The sequence below is a fragment of the Actinoplanes sp. NPDC048967 genome, assembly GCF_040649415.1.
Lineage (GTDB): Bacteria > Actinomycetota > Actinomycetes > Mycobacteriales > Micromonosporaceae > Actinoplanes.
Window position 1 is genome coordinate 922,111 of record NZ_JBEZFL010000002.1, and the last position, 18,587, is coordinate 940,697.

At 71.5% G+C, this 18,587-nt stretch carries 21 protein-coding genes; 12 read left to right on the forward strand and 9 right to left on the reverse strand.

Annotated features, from left to right (window positions below; genetic code table 11):
* Positions 1-3: 3 nt before the first annotated feature.
* On the reverse strand, positions 4-1,206 hold the full coding sequence (locus AB0C12_RS11100; protein ID WP_360546525.1) for an arginine deiminase: 1,203 nt from the start codon (positions 1,204-1,206) through the stop codon (positions 4-6).
* Positions 1,207-1,547: 341 nt separating this feature from the next.
* On the opposite strand from AB0C12_RS11100, the gene AB0C12_RS11105 reads away from it, so the two are divergent.
* The 5 genes from AB0C12_RS11105 to pheA all read left to right on the forward strand — a co-directional run bounded on the left by AB0C12_RS11105 (position 1,548) and on the right by pheA (position 5,188).
* Positions 1,548-2,282 (forward strand): hypothetical protein, encoded by a 735-nt coding sequence (locus AB0C12_RS11105; protein ID WP_360547120.1) that lies wholly within the window; start codon positions 1,548-1,550, stop codon positions 2,280-2,282.
* Positions 2,283-2,462: 180 nt separating this feature from the next.
* Positions 2,463-2,936 carry a hypothetical protein gene (locus tag AB0C12_RS11110; protein ID WP_360547122.1) on the forward strand — a complete coding sequence of 158 codons (474 nt, stop codon included), beginning with the start codon at positions 2,463-2,465 and terminating at the stop codon, positions 2,934-2,936.
* Positions 2,937-3,008: 72 nt separating this feature from the next.
* On the forward strand, positions 3,009-3,401 hold the full coding sequence (locus AB0C12_RS11115) for an ACT domain-containing protein (protein ID WP_212992339.1): 393 nt from the start codon (positions 3,009-3,011) through the stop codon (positions 3,399-3,401).
* A 147-nt stretch (positions 3,402-3,548) separates the two neighbouring features.
* Positions 3,549-4,187, forward strand: coding sequence for a hypothetical protein (locus tag AB0C12_RS11120; RefSeq protein WP_360546528.1), 639 nt, complete (start codon positions 3,549-3,551; stop codon positions 4,185-4,187).
* A 44-nt stretch (positions 4,188-4,231) separates the two neighbouring features.
* Entirely contained in the window at positions 4,232-5,188 is a 957-nt protein-coding gene (gene pheA, locus AB0C12_RS11125; RefSeq protein ID WP_360546530.1) for a prephenate dehydratase, read from the forward strand.
* Positions 5,189-6,153: 965 nt separating this feature from the next.
* On the opposite strand, the gene AB0C12_RS11130 is transcribed toward pheA, so the two are convergent.
* From AB0C12_RS11130 to AB0C12_RS11140, 3 genes are all read right to left on the reverse strand, one after another.
* Complete coding sequence (locus AB0C12_RS11130; RefSeq protein WP_360546532.1) at positions 6,154-6,888, reverse strand: AIM24 family protein; 735 nt, start codon at positions 6,886-6,888, stop codon at positions 6,154-6,156.
* A 63-nt stretch (positions 6,889-6,951) separates the two neighbouring features.
* Positions 6,952-7,314 (reverse strand): metallopeptidase family protein, encoded by a 363-nt coding sequence (locus tag AB0C12_RS11135; RefSeq protein ID WP_360546534.1) that lies wholly within the window; start codon positions 7,312-7,314, stop codon positions 6,952-6,954.
* A gap of 45 nt (positions 7,315-7,359) precedes the next feature.
* The gene (locus AB0C12_RS11140) at positions 7,360-7,788 is read right to left on the reverse strand and encodes an OsmC family protein (protein WP_360546536.1); all 429 of its coding nucleotides are present in this window, start codon (positions 7,786-7,788) and stop codon (positions 7,360-7,362) included.
* A gap of 67 nt (positions 7,789-7,855) precedes the next feature.
* Between AB0C12_RS11140 and AB0C12_RS11145 the strand changes: the two genes are divergently transcribed.
* From AB0C12_RS11145 to AB0C12_RS11160, 4 genes are all read left to right on the forward strand, one after another.
* Entirely contained in the window at positions 7,856-8,617 is a 762-nt protein-coding gene (locus AB0C12_RS11145; RefSeq protein ID WP_360546538.1) for a hypothetical protein, read from the forward strand.
* 48 nt (positions 8,618-8,665) lie between these two features.
* On the forward strand, positions 8,666-9,970 hold the full coding sequence (gene serS, locus AB0C12_RS11150) for a serine--tRNA ligase (RefSeq protein ID WP_360546540.1): 1,305 nt from the start codon (positions 8,666-8,668) through the stop codon (positions 9,968-9,970).
* A 108-nt stretch (positions 9,971-10,078) separates the two neighbouring features.
* Positions 10,079-10,891 carry a Cof-type HAD-IIB family hydrolase gene (locus AB0C12_RS11155; RefSeq protein WP_360546542.1) on the forward strand — a complete coding sequence of 271 codons (813 nt, stop codon included), beginning with the start codon at positions 10,079-10,081 and terminating at the stop codon, positions 10,889-10,891.
* Positions 10,891-11,697, forward strand: coding sequence for an HAD family hydrolase (locus AB0C12_RS11160; protein WP_360546544.1), 807 nt, complete (start codon positions 10,891-10,893; stop codon positions 11,695-11,697). Before AB0C12_RS11155 ends, AB0C12_RS11160 begins: the two co-directional genes overlap by 1 nt.
* Here the strand turns inward: AB0C12_RS11160 and AB0C12_RS11165 are convergent.
* Positions 11,694-12,269, reverse strand: a complete 576-nt coding sequence (locus AB0C12_RS11165) for a bacterial proteasome activator family protein (RefSeq protein ID WP_360546546.1) — start codon at positions 12,267-12,269, stop codon at positions 11,694-11,696. The genes AB0C12_RS11160 and AB0C12_RS11165 overlap by 4 nt on opposite strands.
* 35 nt (positions 12,270-12,304) lie before the next feature.
* A complete protein-coding gene (ddaH, locus tag AB0C12_RS11170) occupies positions 12,305-13,132 on the reverse strand; it encodes a dimethylargininase (RefSeq protein WP_360546548.1) in 828 nt (275 codons plus the stop codon).
* Between the two features lie 68 nt (positions 13,133-13,200).
* Between ddaH and AB0C12_RS11175 the strand changes: the two genes are divergently transcribed.
* Positions 13,201-13,659 (forward strand): Lrp/AsnC family transcriptional regulator, encoded by a 459-nt coding sequence (locus AB0C12_RS11175; RefSeq protein ID WP_360546550.1) that lies wholly within the window; start codon positions 13,201-13,203, stop codon positions 13,657-13,659.
* Between the two features lie 36 nt (positions 13,660-13,695).
* On the forward strand, positions 13,696-15,534 hold the full coding sequence (locus AB0C12_RS11180) for a beta-propeller domain-containing protein (RefSeq protein ID WP_360546552.1): 1,839 nt from the start codon (positions 13,696-13,698) through the stop codon (positions 15,532-15,534).
* Here the strand turns inward: AB0C12_RS11180 and AB0C12_RS11185 are convergent.
* The 3 genes from AB0C12_RS11185 to AB0C12_RS11195 all read right to left on the reverse strand — a co-directional run bounded on the left by AB0C12_RS11185 (position 15,531) and on the right by AB0C12_RS11195 (position 17,580).
* Positions 15,531-16,619, reverse strand: a complete 1,089-nt coding sequence (locus AB0C12_RS11185; protein ID WP_360546554.1) for a hypothetical protein — start codon at positions 16,617-16,619, stop codon at positions 15,531-15,533. The genes AB0C12_RS11180 and AB0C12_RS11185 overlap by 4 nt on opposite strands.
* Before the next feature lie 57 nt (positions 16,620-16,676).
* Positions 16,677-16,919 (reverse strand): DUF6457 domain-containing protein, encoded by a 243-nt coding sequence (locus AB0C12_RS11190; protein WP_360546556.1) that lies wholly within the window; start codon positions 16,917-16,919, stop codon positions 16,677-16,679.
* Between the two features lie 61 nt (positions 16,920-16,980).
* On the reverse strand, positions 16,981-17,580 hold the full coding sequence (locus AB0C12_RS11195) for an NTP transferase domain-containing protein (protein ID WP_360546558.1): 600 nt from the start codon (positions 17,578-17,580) through the stop codon (positions 16,981-16,983).
* Between the two features lie 116 nt (positions 17,581-17,696).
* Between AB0C12_RS11195 and fdhD the strand changes: the two genes are divergently transcribed.
* Complete coding sequence (fdhD, locus tag AB0C12_RS11200; RefSeq protein WP_360546560.1) at positions 17,697-18,524, forward strand: formate dehydrogenase accessory sulfurtransferase FdhD; 828 nt, start codon at positions 17,697-17,699, stop codon at positions 18,522-18,524.
* Positions 18,525-18,587: the final 63 nt, after the last annotated feature.

Sequence of the window (18,587 nt, forward strand, 5' to 3'; positions counted from 1 at the left end):
GCCTCAGCCCGGGGTGCGCTCGATCGGGCAGCTCATGCAGCGCGGACCACCCCGGCCGGAACCGAGCTCCGAGCCGCTGATCGCGATCACCTCGATGCCGGCCCGTTCCAGCTGGGCGTTGGTCTCGACGTTGCGCTCGTAGGCGACGCAGAGCCGGGGCGCGATGGCCAGCGTGTTGTTGCCGTCGTCCCACTGCTCGCGTTCCGCGGTGACCGGATCCAGCCCGGTGTCGATGATCCGCAGCCGGTCGATGCCCATCGCCTCCGCGGCCGCGTCCAGGAACGGCCGGGACGGGCCGACCACCGGCTCACCGTCGAAGCCCGCCGTCACCGGGTACGCCCGCAGCGTGTCGGCGATGTTGGGATACATCACCACCGCGTCCACGTCGACCATCGTGCAGACCGTGTCGAGGTGCATGGTCGCGCGTTCCTGAGCGATCGGGACGGCCAGGATCGTGTGGGCCAGCCCGGCGGCGAAGACGCGGCGGGCGAGGCGCTCGGCCCCGGCCGGGGTGGTGCGCTCGCCGACCCCGATGGCCAGCACGTCCGGCGCGAGCAGCAGCACGTCGCCGCCCTCCACGTGCTCCAGGCCCGGCTGGTAGAGCAGCTCGGTGCCCGCGAACCGCGGGTGATGGGTGTAGATGGCCCGGGTCAGGGTGGTCTCGCGGTTGCGGGCCGGCATGGCCAGGCTGGTGACCGCGACCTGGTCGCGCACCCAGACCGAGGAGTCGCGGGTGAACAGCAGGTTGGGCAGCGGGTCGATGACGAAGTCGAGGCGGTTCATGAGCTGGTAGACCAGCCCGCCCGACCGCCCCGGGCCCGGCTTGACCTCCTCGTGCGCCAGGCCGGCCATGAGGACCTGGGCCAGCTCGCGGGGCGCCAGGTCGGCCAGGTGGGCCGCCACCCGCTCGCGCAGGGTGTCGCCCAGACGGGGGGTGTTGAGCACGCTCTCGGTCAGCGCCTCCCGCGCCGCGTCCACGGCGAGCGTCTCCTCGAGCAGTTCGCCCAGGTAGAGGACCTCGACGCCGCGATCGCGCAGGGCCGCCGCGAACGCGTCGTGCTCCTCCTGGGCCCGGCCCACCCACGGGATGCCGTCGAACAGCAGGGAGTCGTTGTTGCGCGGGGTCAGTCTCGCGAGCTCGGCGCCCGGCCGGTGCAGCATGACCGTGGCTAGCCGGCTCACTTCGCTGTCGACGTAGTGGGCCACGGGTCGAGCCTAGGGGCTGACGGGCCTCGGGGCGCGCCCACCGGCGAGGGTGATCACTGGCGAGCCGTACGGGCCGGAGCCATGCTGTGACTTAGCGCGCAGAAATCTGGGACAACGCTGCGCGATCAAGGTAGGTAAGGCTAACTTGTCGGGGACGTTTCGGATTCTCGGGGAGCCCTAGGTCGTGTGATGCACCATACGGAAAAAGTACTTGTGCGTGAATGCGGCATTCATCCCCACTCATTCCGCTTTCTTTCCGGTCTGATGACTTGCTTGAGTACCGGGTCCAACACGTACCGTAGTGGAAAGAGAGCCCGATGGACCTTTTGCCGGAGGTCGCAGTGACTGTCTTCCCCGCACGTCCCGCCCTGCCCGTGCCGTCTCGCAACTACCCACCCGCCATCGATCCTCGACGCACCGCACCGCCCGCGGCGCTCGAGCCCCGCCAGAGCCCCGTCGAGTGGGCCCGCCGTCGCCGCGCCGAGCGCGAAGCCCGCCGCCTCGAGGCAGCCGGTGCCCGCGCACTGACGCGCCTCGACCGGCTCGGACCCGCCTGGCACATCGTCGACTGGCCCCGCACCGACTCGCTGGGCTACGAGAGCGACCCCACCGACGACCGCGCCGGATTCCTCGCGATCGGCCCGGGCGGCGTCTACGCCGTCACCGTCGCCGACCACGGCCGAGCCCGGGTGCTGATCGCCGGGGACGTCGTCCAGATCAACGGCAAGCGCCCGGCGTACGTCGCCGAGGCCCGCCGTGACGCCAAGCGCGCCGGCCGGGCCATGAGCTCCGCCGTCGGGCTGAGCGTGCCCGTCACCCCCGTGCTGGCGTTCGTCGGCTCCGGGGTGATCAGCGTGCACGGTCTGCCCAAGGACTGCCTCGTGGCCACCCACAAGGAGCTCGACCGGTTGCTGATCGCCGGTGGTGCGCGGATCTCACCCGCCACCGCCAGCAAACTCTCAGCGGTGGCACAACACCCGGCCACCTGGGCAAACGCGCCTTATCGGCCGAACGGCGACTACCGGTGGCTGCCAAGCGGCCAAACGGCCGCTGACAAGCGGGCGACCCGCCGGTAACGTTCCCTGCAGAGCACCGCTTGCCGTCGAAGGTTGACGTGAGCGACGCCGGCCGGACACTCGAGGAGCCGAGGCTAAGCTTCGGACCCGGGCAGTCCGGCCGGAGTCAGGTCACGCAGGCCGGGTCACACAGCCGGGCCACACCGGGCCGGGACGGCACGGATGAAGAGGGAGGTGCGGGTGGCGCACGTCGAGCTCTCACTCTCGGGAGCGTTTGTGCCGCAGGCGCGTACGCCGGCCGAGTCCGAGTTCGTCTCTAGCGTCGACCGCTGGGCGGCGACGGTCTGGCAGGCCGTCGAGCCCTGTCTGGTCATCGACACGGCCTTCAGGATCGTGGCCGTGTCGCCGTCGGCGAGCGATCTCCTCGGACTGGGCAAGGGCCTGGACGCGGTCGGGCAGCCACTGCTCGGCGGCGAAGGCTCCCTGCGCCTGATCGACTTCACGGCCGGCGGGGGCGACCTCACCGAGCAGGAGATCGAGAAGATCCCGCCGCTGCTGGCCCTCACCAGCGAACGGCTGGCCCGCGGTCTCATGCGCGTCCAGCCCAACGGCGAGGACAGCCCGCTCACGGTCGACGCGATCGCGAGCCCGCTGTCCGAGGGCGGCCGGGTGGCCGCATCCCTGACCTTCTTCTCGGCGATCCGGTACTCGTAACCCGTTCGTGTGGCGATCAACGCACCGGCTACCCATTGGGATCGCGGGGGTCCGGACCGTAGTGTTCCCCTCATGCTCGATCTAGATCTGCTACCAGCGGAGTACGCGGTGTGCCGGCTGCCGGCCGGTTCAGCCCTGCCGGCCTCCCTGAGCAGCGGTCCGGACGACAAAAGCGTCATTTCGGTGACCTGGGCACCCGACGAGCTCTCGGTGATCTGCCCGGCCGACCGGGTGCCGGAGGGCGCCGTCGTCGAGGCCGCCTGGCGCTGCCTGCGCGTCGTCGGCCCGCTGGACCTCGCGCTCACCGGAGTGCTGGCGTCGCTGATCAGTCCGCTGGCCGCCGCCCGGGTCAACATCGTCGCGTTCTCGACGTACGACACGGACTATCTGCTGATCCCCCAGGTGCGGCTCACCGAGGCGGTCGACACGCTGACCGCCGCCGGTCACCGGCTCGCCTCCGCCTAAGGCTCCCGTCCGCCCGGGTCTCGCGTCGCCCGGACTCGCGTCGCTGACCTCGCGTCGCCTGGTCTCGCGTCCGCCCTGTCTCCGCGGCCGCCCGGATTCACGTCTCCTGAGGGCGCGTTCCGGGGCCGGAGCACCTACCATGGGCCCGTGCTGCGCATCGTCTGCTGCCGATTCCTGGCACTCGCCGGGCTCATGACGCTGCTCGCCGCCTGCGGGGAGCCGCCGGCCCCGGCGCCCACCGCACCCCCGGACGCGCCGGGCGGTGCCAGCGCCTCCTCGGGCGGGCCTTATCCACTGCCCAGCGGCATCACCGCGCCCGTCCCGGTGCCCACCGGCGGGTTGCCACCGGGCGGCCTACCGCCGGGCGGTCTACCGCCGGGCGCGCTGCCGACGCTGCCCTACGTGCCGCAGGCGACGCTGCCACCTCCGGTCGTCACCACGACACCGCCCCGCACCACGACCGCCGCGCCCACCCCGACCACGACGCCGGCCCCGAAGTGCCGCAGCGGGCCGACAGCCGCGCAGGTGGTCGCGGTCCTCAAGGGCCTGCCCGGAATCCCCGACCGCGAGCTGGCCGTGTCCGACGGGCCGTTCTGCGCGGGGTCGTGGCAGTTCGCCCAGGTGCAGATCGCCGGGGAGGACCCCAAGAAGGCCGAGCAGCTCTTCGTCGTCACGACCGGCACCCCGACGGCCCTCAAGGTGATCGAGGCGGGCACCGACGTCTGCAGCGTCGAGGTCCAGACCAAAGCCCCGGCGGGCATCCGGGTCCGGGCCTGCGGCGCCTGACCGGTACGGGGTGAGCGGCGCCGGTTGCCGCTAGGCTCGCTGACATGCCGGGAAACCCGCCCACCCGCTTCGTCTACCTCGGTCCCGAAGGCACCTTCACCGAGCAGGCGCTGCGCACCATCCCCGCCGCCGAGCACGGCATCCGGACGCCCGCCCGCAGTGTCCCCGAGGCGCTCGAAGCGGTCCGTGCCGGTGAAGCGGACGCCGCCCTCGTGCCGCTGGAAAACTCGGTCGGCGGCGCGGTGCCGGTCACCTTGGACGAGCTCGGCACCGGAGCGCCCCTGGTCATCACCCGCGAAGTGGTGCTGCCGGTGGAATTCGTGCTGGCCGCCCGCCAGCTCATCGGCCTGCACCGGATCCGCTCGGTGGCGGCCCATCCCCAGGCCTCCGCCCAATGCCGCAACTGGCTGAGCACCCACCTGCCCGACGCGGTGGTGGTCGACGTCCTGTCGAACGCGGCCGCGGCGATCAGCGCGGCCACCGGCGAACACGACGCGGCGATCTGCGCCCCGATCGGCGTACCCCGCAACAACCTGACGATCCTGGCCGAGAAGATCTCGGACCACGCGGACGCCGTGACCCGCTTCGCCCTGCTGACCCGCCCGGGCCGCCCCGCACCCCCCACCGGCGACGACGTGACATCCCTGGCCGTGATGATCGACCACGACCGCGTCGGAGCGCTGCTGTCGGTGCTGACCGAACTGGCGGTCCGCGGCATCAACCTGTCCCGCATCGAATCCCGCCCGACCGGCGAACAGCTCGGCGTCTACGTCTTCTTCCTGGACTGCACCGGCCACGTGGCGGAGCCCCGGCTGGGTGAGGCACTGCAGGGGCTGCGGCGAATCTGCGCGGAGGTGCGCTTTCTGGGGTCGTACCCCCGGCATCGCTGGTCCAAGGCGGCGGCCGAAGAGCCGGCGCCGTCCCAGCCGGGCCTGACCAACGCGGACTTCGCCGACAGCGCGGCCTGGCTGTCCCGCCTCCGCTCCGGCGAACCCAGCTGACCGGCCCCGCCCACCTGCCGTGCCGGCACCGGCTCTGGTGGCGATGATCCGCCGCGGCACACCGCACTCATGCTCGACTCGCGGTACGCCTGAGCGAACCGGCCGGCGGCGTCGGTAGGAGCGGCGAGATCGCGGATCCGTCGGTGCGCTTTGGCCGACACTGCGGCGGGAGGCCTTGGGCGAGCCATACCGCAACGGCCGACCCCCGCGGAGCCACGCGTCGGCTTGGCTGACTACGGCCCGCCGTTGCGCCGCGGTAGCGGCCCGAACCGCGACTCCGGTCGATGAGACCCCGCCGTTCGGTCCCGGCGGCGGGAGGCCTCGGGCGAGCCGTACGGCACGGCCGACCCCGCGGAGCCAAGCGTCGGCCCTGGCTGACTACGGCCCGCCGTCGCGCCGCGGTAGCGGCCCGAACCGCGACTCCGGTCGCTGAGACCCCGCCGTTCGGTCCCGGCGGCGGGCCGAACTGCGGCGACCATGCGCCAGCCCCAACCAGCCAAGACCACGCCACACCACCGCGACAGCGGACCGAACTACGGCGACCACGCGCCAGCCCCAACCAGCCAAGACCACGCCACACCACCGCGACAGCGGACCGAACTACGGCGACCATGCGCCGGCCCCGACCGGCTGAGGCCGCGCCGCCGCAGCGGGCCGACCTGGGAGGTCAGGCGAGGACGCTGACCCAGGTGCGGGCAGGTGGGTTACCGCCGCGATTGCCGGACCGCTGGCGAAGCCCTGCGCCATGAGCCGGGCGACAGGTAGCAGCCCATTGGGTTCATCGAGCGGAGCGTGGGAGCGCGGAGCGCGGGGTTTGTCGAGCGGAGCGAGGCGAGGGGGACCACGCACGGACATGGCAGGGTGCGGGCGTCCGCGAGCGAAGCGGCGGATGCCCGCACCCGGTCTCGGCGGGAGCGACGGTCAGTGCCATGCAATCAGGCACGACCGCCTGAACTTGATCTTGCTCAGTTCCCCAGCAGATTGCCGAGGATGCCGCCCTGCTGCTGCTGGCCCTGGGCGGCGCCCGCGAGGCCGCCCGGCGGTTCCTCGGACGGCTGCACGACCACGAAGCCCTGGCCGGCGAAGCTCATCGTGAAGCGCTCGCCCGTGCTGCGGCCCAGCAGGGTGCCCAGGCCCATCTGCTCGGCGCGGTGGTAGCCAGTCTGCAGGTTGGCCGACCAGCAGATCGCCGCCTGCGGGTCCACATAGGTCGGCTGGTCGACGCTCAGCACGACCGGGGTGCCCTTGGTCGTGACCGCGATCCGGCCATAGCCGGAGAAGACGCAGTTGAACAGGCCCGCGTTGGACATCATGCCGACGCCCTGGACCATTTTGATGTCGTAGTTCAGGGTGCTGTCGAAGGCGAGCACGTTGGCGCCGTTGATGGAGAGGGCGTCGCCCGGCTCGATGTCGATGATGTGGATGTCGGCGGCGTTCTCGGCCAGGAACACGTCGCCGCGGCCGCTCACCTTCATCAGCGGTACGCCTTCGCCGGTGAGCTTCTGCTTGAGGAACTTGCCGAGGCCGCCCGAGCCGAGGGCTTCGAACTGCACCTGGCCCTGGTACGCGACCATCGTGCCGACCCGGGCCATGAACTCACCGTTCAGCTCGGCTTTGAGAAGTTTCGAGTTCTGCAGTCGCAGTCCCGGCTGGTTCGATTCCTTCTCGAGGTTGTCGGCCGAGAACAGTTCGCTGCGCATTGGGTCCTCCTGTTGGCGTGGAGTACCAGGGTAGGCGCACTCAGCAACGGCCGGGTCCGCCTTTCAGCCCCATCCCAGCTCGTGCAACCGCTGGTCGTCGATCCCGAAGTGGTGGGCGATCTCGTGGACGACGGTGATCGCCACCTCGTCGATGACGTCCGTCTCCGTGTCGCAGACCTGCAGCGTGGGCAGCCGGTAGATGGTGATCCGGTCGGGCAGCACGCCGGCGTAGTCCCAGCCGCGGTCGGTCAGCGCGGTGCCTTCGTAGAGGCCGAGCAGGCCCATGCTGCCGTCGGGCGGCAGGTCCTCCACCAGGATGACCACGTTGCTCATCACTTTGAGCAGTTCGGGCGGTACTTCGTCCAGGGCCTCGCCGACCAGGTCCTCGAAGCGTTCACGGCTCATCTCGACCGGCACGCCGCCCATTGTGCTCCACCCGCGAGCATGCGCGGGTGGAGCACGGGCCGGGCGTCAGGCGAGCTTGGCGCTCAGGGTGATCTCGGCGCCGGGCGACAGCAGCCGGGAGATCGGGCAGTTCTCCTTGGCGCCTTCGGCGATCTTGGCGAAGGTGCCCTCGTCGATGCCGGGGACGTCGCCCACGGTCTCGAGGTCGATGCGGGTGACGCCGAAGCCGGCGTCGCCCTTGTCGAGGTGGACCTTGGCGGTGGTCTCCACGGAGGTCGGCGTGAAGCCGGCGTCCGCGAGGCCCTTGGAGAACGCCATCGAGAAGCAGCCGGCGTGCGCGGCGCCGATGAGCTCCTCGGGGTTCGTTCCCTCGCCCTCCTCGAAGCGGGACTTGAAGGAGTAGTTCCCTTCGTACCCGCCCTTACCGGTCTTGATGGTGCCGGAGCCTTCGGTGAGATTGCCCGACCAGCGGGCGGAAGCAGTGCGAATAGGCATACGCCTGACGCTAGTCCATGTCCGTGAGCACTGGTCGGTGGACGGGGTACGGGCAATGATGGATCTCATGCCGGAGACCGGAGAGGCCGTCGTCGAGTTCGGCCCGGACGACGACGCGGAACGCCCGCCGCGACGCCGTGCGGCCATGGGCGATTTCCTGACCGGGCTCGCCGGTGACCGCCGGGTCGTGCCGCTCGCCGCGGCCCTGGGCGGGGTGGCCCTGTTCGGCTCGCTGGTCTCCGAGTGGCAGGTCACCGAGATCGACGCCACCTTCTGGGGCGACGGCGAGGTGGGCACCCGGTCGGCGCAGACCATGCTGGCCGACCTGGACGGCTGGAGCGGTGGCTACCTGACGGGCTTGTTCCTGCTGATCGCCGCGGCGGTGCTGACGCTCTTCGGGCCGCCGGCCGGCCGCCGGTACGCCCGGCCGGCCGCGCTCAGCGTCGGCGGGACCCTGCTGGCGATGGTGCTGGCCATCGGCTCGTATCTGGGCGACATCAGCGGCGCCGTCGGCCAGCTCACTCTGACCAACCTCGAGGAGGACCAGGTCACCGTCTCGAACGGGCGGGGCCTCTGGTGCGCGGGTGTGGGCGTGGCGCTGGTCCTGCTGGCGATGGTGCTGGCCGGGCGGCACCAGGCGACGGCGCCGGTGCCGGTCGGCGCCCCGGAGGAGGAGGGCCCGGCGGTCGAGGACGCGGCTCCGGTCTGGTCGTGGCGGCGCCCGCCCACCGGCGACGAGGACCAGCCGCCCGACGCGCCGTTCGACCTGACCGTGACCGCCGCGAAGCCGTTCACCACCTCCCAGGACAACACCGACAAGCCCAGCTGAGGCATATCGGGGTGAAAGCGGGACATCGTCGCCGGTAGGCTCGTCGTCGTGATTGACCTGCGTCTCCTCCGTGAGGATCCCGACCTGTTCCGCGCCAGCCAGCGTCTGCGCGGCGAGTCCCCGTCGAAGGTCGACGACCTGCTGCGCGCCGACGAGGAGCGCCGGGCCGCGACCCAGAGGTTCGAGGCCGTCCGGGCGGAGCAGAAGTCTCTCGGTGGTGAGGTGTCGCGGGCCAAGGGCGACGAGCGGGCCGCCCTGCTGGCGCGCACCAAGGAGCTCAGCGCCACGGTCAAGGAGCTGCAGGCGGCGACCGTTCGGGCCGACCAGGCCCTGCGCGAGGCGCACCTGGCGGTGCCCAACCTGGTGCAGGACGGCGTCCCGCCGGGCGGTGAGGACGACTTCGTCGTGCTGCGCGAGGTGGGTGACCTCCCGCAGATCGAGAACCCGAAGGACCACCTGGAGATCGGCGAGGCGCTGCGGGCGATCGACACCGAGCGCGGCGCCAAGGTGTCGGGTTCGCGGTTCTACTTCCTCACCGGGGTGGGCGCCCTGCTCCAGCTGGGCATGCTCCAGCTGGCCATCGCCCAGGCCGTCGAGCACGGCTTCATTCCGTCGATCACCCCGGCGCTGGTCAAGCCCGAGGCGATGGAGGGCACCGGGTTCCTGGGCGCGCACGCGAGCGAGATCTACCGGCTCGAGGCCGACGACCTCTACCTGGTCGGCACGTCGGAGGTGGCGCTGGCGGCGTACCACTCCAACGAGATCCTCGACCTGGAGAACGGTCCCGAGCGGTTCGCCGGCTGGTCGTCGTGCTTCCGCCGGGAGGCCGGTTCGCACGGTCGGGACGTCCGGGGCATCCTGCGCGTGCACCAGTTCGACAAGGTGGAGATGTTCTCCTTCTGCAAGCCGGAGGAAGCCGCCGACGAGCACCTGCGGCTGCTGGCCATGGAGGAGGAGATGCTCGCCAAGGTCGAGATCCCGTACCGGGTGATCGACGTGGCGGCCGGTGATCTCGGCTCCAGCGCGACCCGCAAGTTCGACTGCGAGGCCTGGGTGCCGTCGCAGGGCCGCTACCGCGAGGTCACCTCGACGTCTAATTGCACAACGTTCCAGGCTCGCCGGCTCAACATCCGCTACCGCGACGAGGACGGCAAGCCGCAGACGGCCGCGACGCTGAACGGCACGCTGGCCACGACCCGCTGGCTGATCCCGATCCTGGAGAACCACCAGCAGCCCGACGGCTCGGTGCGCGTCCCGAAGGCCCTCCAGCCGTACCTGGGCGGCCGCGACGTCCTCGAGCCCCCGTCCAACCGCCCCGCCGCCACCCTAAATCGGACTGAAGACCGTCGTTGACCAACTGGTAACCGGCCCGCTACCTCGAGGCATAGCCGCTGGTAGCCGGGCCGGTGTAACGTTTTCCTTCCGCCCTCCGCGGGGGTTGTCACACCCTCGGAGGAACACATGGCCAAGCCTGGACTGCCCAAGCTGATCGCCACAGACCTTGACGGCACGCTCGTGCGCAGTGACGACACCGTGTCCGCGTACACCCATGAGGTTCTGCAGCGGGTCCGGGCCGCCGGCATCCGCATCGTCGGCGCCACCGGCCGTGGCCCCCGCCTGACCAGCCTGGTCCGCAGCGACATCCGCGACGCCGACTTCCTCGTGCTGGCCCAGGGCGGTTGGGTGATCGACCAGCAGGAGGGCCAGATCCTGCGCAGCGAGCGGCTTCCGGGCCGGGACCTGGCTGCCGTCCTGGCCGATCTGGAGGCCGAGGTCGGACCGCTGTCGGTGATGGTCGAGGCGCTGGAGCACGACGACTCGCCGCTCTGGGGCGACTACGACCCCACCTGGCGCTACCCGGTCGTGGTCGAGCGCCGCTCCCGCGCGGAGTGCCTGACCGGCGACGTGATCAAGGCTTTCGCGCGGTCGTTCGACCACCACGTCGACGACCTGCTCACCGTGGCCCAGCGGATCGTGCCACCGGACGTGGCTTCGGTCACTCAGGCCGGCCTGAACTACATCGAGATCTGCCCGCCGGAGGTCGACAAGGGCACCGGCCTGGCGGTGGTCGCGCAGGCCGTCGGCGTCGACCCGGCCGACGTACTGGTGTTCGGCGACATGCCCAACGACCTGCCGATGTTCGCCTGGGCCGGGTGGAGCCGGGTGGCGGTGGGCAACGCCCACCCGACGCTGCTGGCGGTCGCCGACGAGGTCACCCTGACCAACGACGAGGACGGCGTGGCGGTCTATCTGGACCGGCTACTGTCGAGGTGATGCCACCCTTTCGCCTTGTCGCTTCCGACATCGACGGCACCCTGATCCGGACCGGCGGCACGCTCAGCCCCCGCACCATCGGGGTCCTCGACCAGCTGTACACCCGCGGCGTCCCGACCATCCTGGTGACCGGCCGGCCGGTGCGCTGGCTGCGCCAGCTCTACGACCAGATGGCCGAGCCGCTGCCGGCCGTCTGCGCCAACGGCGCCGTGGTCTACGACCCCGACACCGACGAGATCCTGCGGGCCGCGCCGCTCTCGGTCGAGCTGCTCATGGACGTGACCCGGCAGCTGCGCGAGGCGGTGCCGGACGTCACGCTGGCCGTCGAGGTCGAGGACGGACGGAGCTTCTGGTACGAGGAGAAGTGGCCCCTGCACTGGGACGGCGAGCACAAGCAGGTCCGCGTGCTCGCCTCGCCCGAGGAGCTCACGTCCGTGCCCGCGGTCAAGCTGCTCGCCCGCTCGGCCAGTTACGGCCCGGACGACTTCGCCGAGCTGGTCAGCCGCACACTGGGCGGGATCGCCGAGGCCACCCACTCGTCGTCCTCGGCGCTGGTGGAGATTTCCGCCGCCGGGGTGACCAAGGCGGCCGGGCTGGCCTGGCTCTGCGAGCGGGAGGGCTTCACCGCCGAGGACGTCGTGGCCTTCGGGGACATGCCGAACGACCTGCCCCTGCTGGCGTGGGCCGGCCGTTCCGTGGCGATGGGCAACGCCCATCCCGCCGTCCGTGAGGTCGCCGACGAGGTGACGCTCACGAACGACGAGGACGGCGTGGCCGTCTATCTCGAGGAGCTCTTCGGCCTCTAGAGGTACTGCCCGGTGCGGCCGCTGCCGTCGCCGGCACCCTGGCTCGGCATGCCGGGGATGACGCCGTTGGGGCCCATCGGCAGGGCCGGGCGGCCGGCGCCACCGCCGCGCATCTGCTCGAGCTGGAGCCGGGCCGCCATCTGCTGCGCGACCAGAGCCGCCTGGATGCCGTGGAACAGGCCTTCCAGCCAGCCCACGAGCTGGGCCTGGGCGATGCGCAGCTCCGGCTCGCTGGGCGGCGTGTCGCCCTCGAACGGCAGCGACAGCCGTTCCAGCTCCTCCTGCAGCTCGGGCGCGAGGCCGTCCTCGAGCTCCTTGATCGAACGCTGGTGGATCTCGCGCAGCCGGCCCCGGCTCGCCTCGTCCAGCGGCGCCGCCCGGACCTCCTCGAGGAGCTGCTTGATCATGCTGCCGATCCGCATGACCTTGGCGGGCTGCTCGATCAGGTTGCCGGGCTCCTCGGGCTTGAGGTTGCCGTCGGTCCCCACCGTGCCCAGGGGGCGGCCGTCGGGGCCCACCACGATGACGGAGTCGTCTTCCTGCTGGTCTGTGGTGCGGGTGTCGTCGGTCATACGATCCATCTTGCCGCAGCCGGCCCAGGGCCCGATCAGGGGCGTAGCTCCGCGACGGCGCACTTGACCGATCCGCCACCCCGCTTGAGCTCGGTGAGCTCCACCAGCACGGGGGTGTAGCCGTGCGCCCGCACCTTGTCGGCCATCGCCGTCGCCTCGGTGTTGAGAACCACGTGATGACCGTCACTGACCAGGTTGAGGCCGAAGGCCTCGGCGTCGGCCCGGTCGGCGATGACCGCGTCCGGGAAGAGCTGGCGCAGCACGCGCTGCGAGGCCGCGGAGAACGCGTCCGGGTAGTACGTGATGTGCCGGTCGTCGAGCGCGGCCAGCGCGGTGTCCAGGTGGTAGAACGCCGGGTCGACCAGCTTGAGCGAGATCACCGGCCGGCCCAGGACCTCCTGGGCCTCGGCGTGCGCGGCCGGGTCGGTGCGGAAGCCGTGACCGGCCAGGATCAGGCCGCCGTACGCGCCGGGCAGGTACGCGAAGTCACCCTCACCCTCGTTGACGTGCTCAGGGTCGGCGAAAGTCCACGGGCCGCCGGCGTAGAACAGCTGATGGGCGGCAGCCTCGGCGGCACGCTGGGGGAACTTGAACCGCGCGCCGTAGACCCGGCCGTCGACGGAGAAGGCGCCGTTGGCCGCGTAGACCATGTCCGGCAGGCCGGGCCGGGCGTCCAGGACGTGCACGGCATGCCCCAGGTCACTGAGCGTGTCGCGGAGCAGGTGCCACTGCTTGAGCGCGAGGGCCGGGTCGACCGGGACGGTGGTGTCCATCCAGGGATTGATGGCGTACTCGACCGTGAAGTGCTCGGGCGGACACATGAGATATGTCCGGTTTCGCGGCAAGCGCTCCGTGTGGCTCATGAGGTAAAGGCTAGGTACGCTGGCACGGCGGAAAACAGCCCTAACTCTTGCTCGTCGGAGGCGAATCGTTGCAGATGGACGCCGTTGACCAGCGAATCATTGCGTTGCTCGTGGCGGACGCGCGCGCCTCGTACGCGGAGATCGGCGCCAAGGTCTCGCTGAGCGCGCCCGCGGTGAAACGACGCGTCGACCGGCTGCGCGCCACCGGGGTCATCAAGGGATTCACGACCGTCATCGAGCCGGCCGCCGTGGGGTGGACCACCGAGGCGTTCGTCGAGCTGTTCTGCACCGGGCGGACCACTCCGGCCCAGATCACCGTGGCCACCCGGCGGCATCCCGAGGTCGTGGGGGCGTACACGGTCTCCGGTCAGGCCGACGCGCTCGTGCACCTGCGGGCCGCCGACATCGGGCATCTGGAGCAGGCCCTGGAACGGCTGCGGGCCGAGCCGTTCGTGACCTCCACCCGCAGCATGGTGGTGCTGTCCCGGCTGGTCGAGATCCCCACCCCGGTGCCCGCGCCGAATTGACCGGAACCCGGGACGGTCACGCGGCGTCCCACCCCCATGTCGCGCCGTCTGCTGTTCTGCGCCGTCCTGGCCCTCACCGTCCCGCTCGCCGGCTGCACCGCTGATGCCCCGGCACCCCCTCCTCCGCTGCCCACCTCCGGCGGCGGCGCGATGCGACTGGTCGCGTTCGACTCCTGCCGGCAGCTCGGCGACGATCTGCGTCGGGCGGCCAAGGCCAGCGTCGGGCCGTACGGTCTGCCCGGCAGCGAGCTCGTCTATCCGGAGGTCCTCCGCGACGGCGCCCGCACCATGGCCGACGCGGCCGGCGCGGCGCCGGCGACCGGGGTCCCGGACTTCTCCGGCACCAACGTGCACGAGCAGGGCGCCGACGAGCCCGACCTGATCAAGACAGATGGGCGGCGGATCGTCACCGTCCACAACGGCACCCTGCGGGTCGTCGACGTCGCCACCCGCAAGGAGACCGGCAAGGTAGACCTCGAGGCGGGCATCCAGGGAGGCGCGCTCCAGCTGCTGCTCGCCGGCGACTCGGCCCTGGTGCTCGTGCCGACGGCCGGCTACCGGACCTACCTCTCCGACCGCCCGGACCCGGGCGAGCAACGGGCGCAGGTGCTGCTGGTCGACCTGAGCGGCACCCCCACCGTGGTCAGCCGCTACCGCGGGGACGGCAATCTGGTCGACGCCCGGATGACCGGCAGCACCGCCCGCGTCGTCCTGCGCAGCGCACCGCGGATCACCTTCCCGACCGGCATCGGCATTTCCGACGAGAAGAAGCAGCTCGCCGCGAACCGCGAGGCGATCGACGCCGCGCCGGCCGAGGCCTGGCTGCCCCGCTGGGAGGTCACCGACAACACCGCTACGACGAAGGGTCAGGCGGACTGCGGCCGGGTCAGCCGGCCCACCGACTACTCGGGCGCCGCCCTGGTCAGCGTCCTCACCTTCGACCTGACCAGGCCGACCCTGGGCAGCGGGGACCCGGTCACGGTCGTCGCCGACGGGGACACCGTCTACGCCACGCCGGACAGCCTCTACCTCGCCAACGACGACCGCTGGCGCTTCGACCGGCTCCCCGGCCGCATCCCGGACCGGGAGCGGCAGCAGACCGAGCTCTTCAAGTTCGCCCTGACGGGCAACCAGCCGCCGGCCTACCGGGCGTCCGGCACCGTGCCGGGCTACCTGATCAACCAGTACGCGATGTCCGAATGGGACGGGCACCTGCGCGTCGCCACCACGGACGGCGTGACGGATCGCTCAGCCGTACGGGTGCTGGCGGACCGCGACGGCCGGCTCGTGCCGACGGGCGTCGTCGACGGGCTCGGTAAGGGTGAGCGGATCTACTCGGTGCGCTTCCTCGGCGCCCGCGGTTATGTGGTCACGTTCAAGCAGACCGACCCGCTCTACAGCCTCGACCTGCGCGACCCGGCGAAGCCCACGGTCACCGGCGAACTGAAGATCACCGGCTATTCGGCGCACCTGCAGCCGGTCGGCGAGGACCGGCTCATCGGCATCGGCCAGGAGGCGGACAGCAACGGGCGCATCCAGGGTCTGCAGGTCTCCCTCTTCGACGTGGCCGACCCGGCGAACCCGAAGCGGCTCGCGCAATACCACCTGCCGGGCGCCTACTCCAGCGCCGAGTACGACCCGCACGCCCTGCTCTGGTGGCCGGCGACCCGCACGCTGGTCGTGCCGGTGGAGGAACGCGGCGTGCTGGCCCTGCGGGTGACCGACGACGTCACCCTTACCGGCGAGGTCGGCCAGACCAGGCTGCTGCGGTCGCTGGCCATCGGGACCGAGCTGTGGACGCTGTCGGAGAACGGCCTGCGCGCCTCCGACCTGTCCACGCTGGACCAGCTGGCCTGGGTGCCGCTGGGAAACTAGAGGTACATCCCCGGCCGGTGGTCGTCGCCGTCCTTGGCGTCCTTCGGCGGGGCCGGCTTGTCGCCCTCGCCGAAGAAACGCTTGCCGCCGAACTCGCCGTGCAGCCGGTCGTCCAGCTCGTCGGCCAGGCCGGTCATCACCTGCACGGCCAGCATGAGGTGAGTTGCCTGGAAGTTGCGGCCGAAGACCGGGATCGACGCCCACACGGTGTCCTGGGCGCAGTAGAGCCGGCCGATCGGCATCCTGTTGGTCAGCTCGGACAGCTTGACGTAGAGCTGCTCGGTCGGCTCCACCTCGGTGAGGATCGGTGAGAAGACGTCGACCAGCGGCGGGTTGTCCCGGCACCGGACGAAAACCATCGCCGAGCCGGCCCGGATGCCGATGTCCCCGTCGGTGTCGACCTGCAGCTGGTCGACGGTGGTCTTGCTCATGGTGGCGACGACCGTGCGCACCCGCTCCTCGAGCGGGATGACCTCGTCGGCGGCGTTGGCCAGCGCCTCGGAGAGCACGCCGTCCTCGTCCAGGTCGTCGAGGCTGAGCTCGTCGTCGATGCTCGGCTCGTGCCGGGCGGTGCCGATCGGCGCGGTCTCGATCGGCTCGTCCTCGTCGTCGTGCACGAGGTAGACCAGGAACGCGGGGTGCGGGGCGCCGTACACGTCGCGCAGCGTGCGGGACACGACCGTGGCCAGCTGCTTGGCGCCGTCGGTGGTGGTCCGCAGACCGAACGAGTCCCGCGAGCCGGGCAGCACGCCCGGCGGGGACCAGCCCAGCGCGACCAGGTCGGCGACCGAGGCGCGGTTCATCCGGAAGCCCTCCGGCAGGCCGGCGTTGCCGACCGCGAGCGCCTCGATGACGCCGTCCGGCAGCACCCGGATGCTCACCGAATAGACGGCGGTGCCGGTGCCCGAAGCGGTCGGGTCGAGCGTGATGTCGACGTGCGCGCCCTCGGCCAGGGTGGGCAGCAGCGTGGCCAGCGCGCTCGCGAACTCCCGCCAGGCCTCGGTCACCTTCGCCCGCAGGTCGGCCGTGGTCGGCTCGTCCAGCAGCACGCCCTCAGGCTGGTCAGCAGTGTTCTCCGCCGTCATGATCGGTACCTCCGCCCGCCACCCTATCGAGCGCGCGGCGCGCTCACCGGCCGCGTCTCATTCCCGACCGTCGGCCGGCCAGTCAAGGGCCAGCGAGCTGAGCCGGGCGGCGACATCCGCCGGGTCCGCGCCGCGGCCCACAGCCAGACCCATCAGGTACGCCGTGACGGGCGCACCCGGGCGCACGACGTTGTGGGCGACATCGCGGGCGACGTCCAGCACGGCCTTGGCCTCGACGTCGCCGGGGCTCAACCCGAGCTCATCGCAGGCCGCCGCGATCCAGGTGTCGAGCACGTTCACCGGCCTGCCCTTTCGCCGTACCTCTTGATCAGAGTGACCCGCCCAGCCGGCCCGCCCCCGGTCACCGGGCCCATTCCTCGGCGGTGCGGAGGTCGTCGTCGGTGTCGCAGTCGAACCAGGGCGGTGGCCCCGGGCGGCGCCAGGACACCTCTATGAAGCGCAGCTGGTCCATGAGCGCGTGCATCGGGGCGCCGTGCAGGCTGCCCCGCTCCTCGGCGACCCGCTTCAGCGCGTCCCGCAGAGCCGTGGTCCGCCAGACCCCGCAGAGCGACTGCAGCCGTCCCTCGGCGTCCCGGTAGACCGCGCCCTGCATCGGCGCCGACTCGACGGTGAGCCGCAGCACGTCGATGGCCTCGCCGGTGAGCAGCGGCAGGTCGGCGGCGAGCAACGCGGTGAAGCTGACGTCGGCGGGAACCAGCTCGAGGCCGGCAGCGGTCGCGGCGACCGGGCCACCACCGGGCGGCTGCTCCGTGGTGGAGGCGACCGGCACCGGAAGATCGGGAGGCACGCGCCCGACCACCACCTGCGGGTCGGCATCGTGCACCGCGGCCAGGACACGCGTCAGCATCGACTGCCCGGCCACCGGGATGGTGGGCTTGTCCGCACCACCCATCCGACGTGCCGCACCGCCGGCCAACACCACCGCCGCGAATCCCCCCACGTACGTACCGTATCCCGTGGGGGACATGAGCGTGACTGTGCGGACGGCATTGCGCCGTGCGCCGGTGCCGGCTCGCGCCCTGACGTGGGCCGCAGCGGCCGACATACGCTCGGGTGATGGCGCGCACGATGAACCGGCGACCCGTGTTGAAGATCAACCTTGCTGGGCCGGCCGAACCGCGCCGGCGCCCCGACGACCTGGCCGCCGAGGAGCCGCTGGAGATCCGGCTGCGCAAGACCCCGCTGGCCGTGACGATGCGGACCCCGGGGCAGGACATCGACCTGGCCATGGGCTTCCTGCTGACCGAGGGCATCATCCGTACGGCGGCCGACGTGGTCACCGCGCAGTTGTGCGCGGGCACTGACACGCCGAACACGTACAACGTGGTCGACGTGGTGCTCGGCGCGGACGTGCCGCCGCCGGTGACCGACCCGAGCCGCAACTTCTACACGACCAGTTCGTGCGGGGTGTGCGGCAAGGCCAGCATCGACGCGGTCCGCACCCGGTCACAGTTCGACGTGGCCGCGGACGGCAGCACCGTGCCGGCCCGGGTCCTCGCCGAGCTGCCGGACCGGCTCCGGGCGGCGCAGCGCACCTTCGACCGTACGGGCGGGCTGCACGCCGCCGGCCTGTTCACCGCCGAGGGGGAGCTGGTGGTGATGCGCGAGGACGTCGGGCGGCACAACGCCGTCGACAAGGTGATCGGCTGGGCGCTGCGCGAGGGGCGGCTGCCGCCGGCCGGGCACGTGCTGCTGGTCTCCGGGCGGGCCAGCTTCGAGCTGACCCAGAAGGCCTGGATGGCCGGGATTCCGCTGCTGGCGGCCGTGTCGGCGCCGAGCACGCTGGCGGCCGAGCTGGCCGACGAGGCGGGGATGACGCTGGTCGGATTCCTGCGCGGACAGACCATGAACGTGTACGCGGGGACGCAACGCGTGACCGTCTGAGCTTCGTACGGACTTCCACGGCCCTTCACCCGGTCCACGCGGGTGAGACATTCACGGTCATGA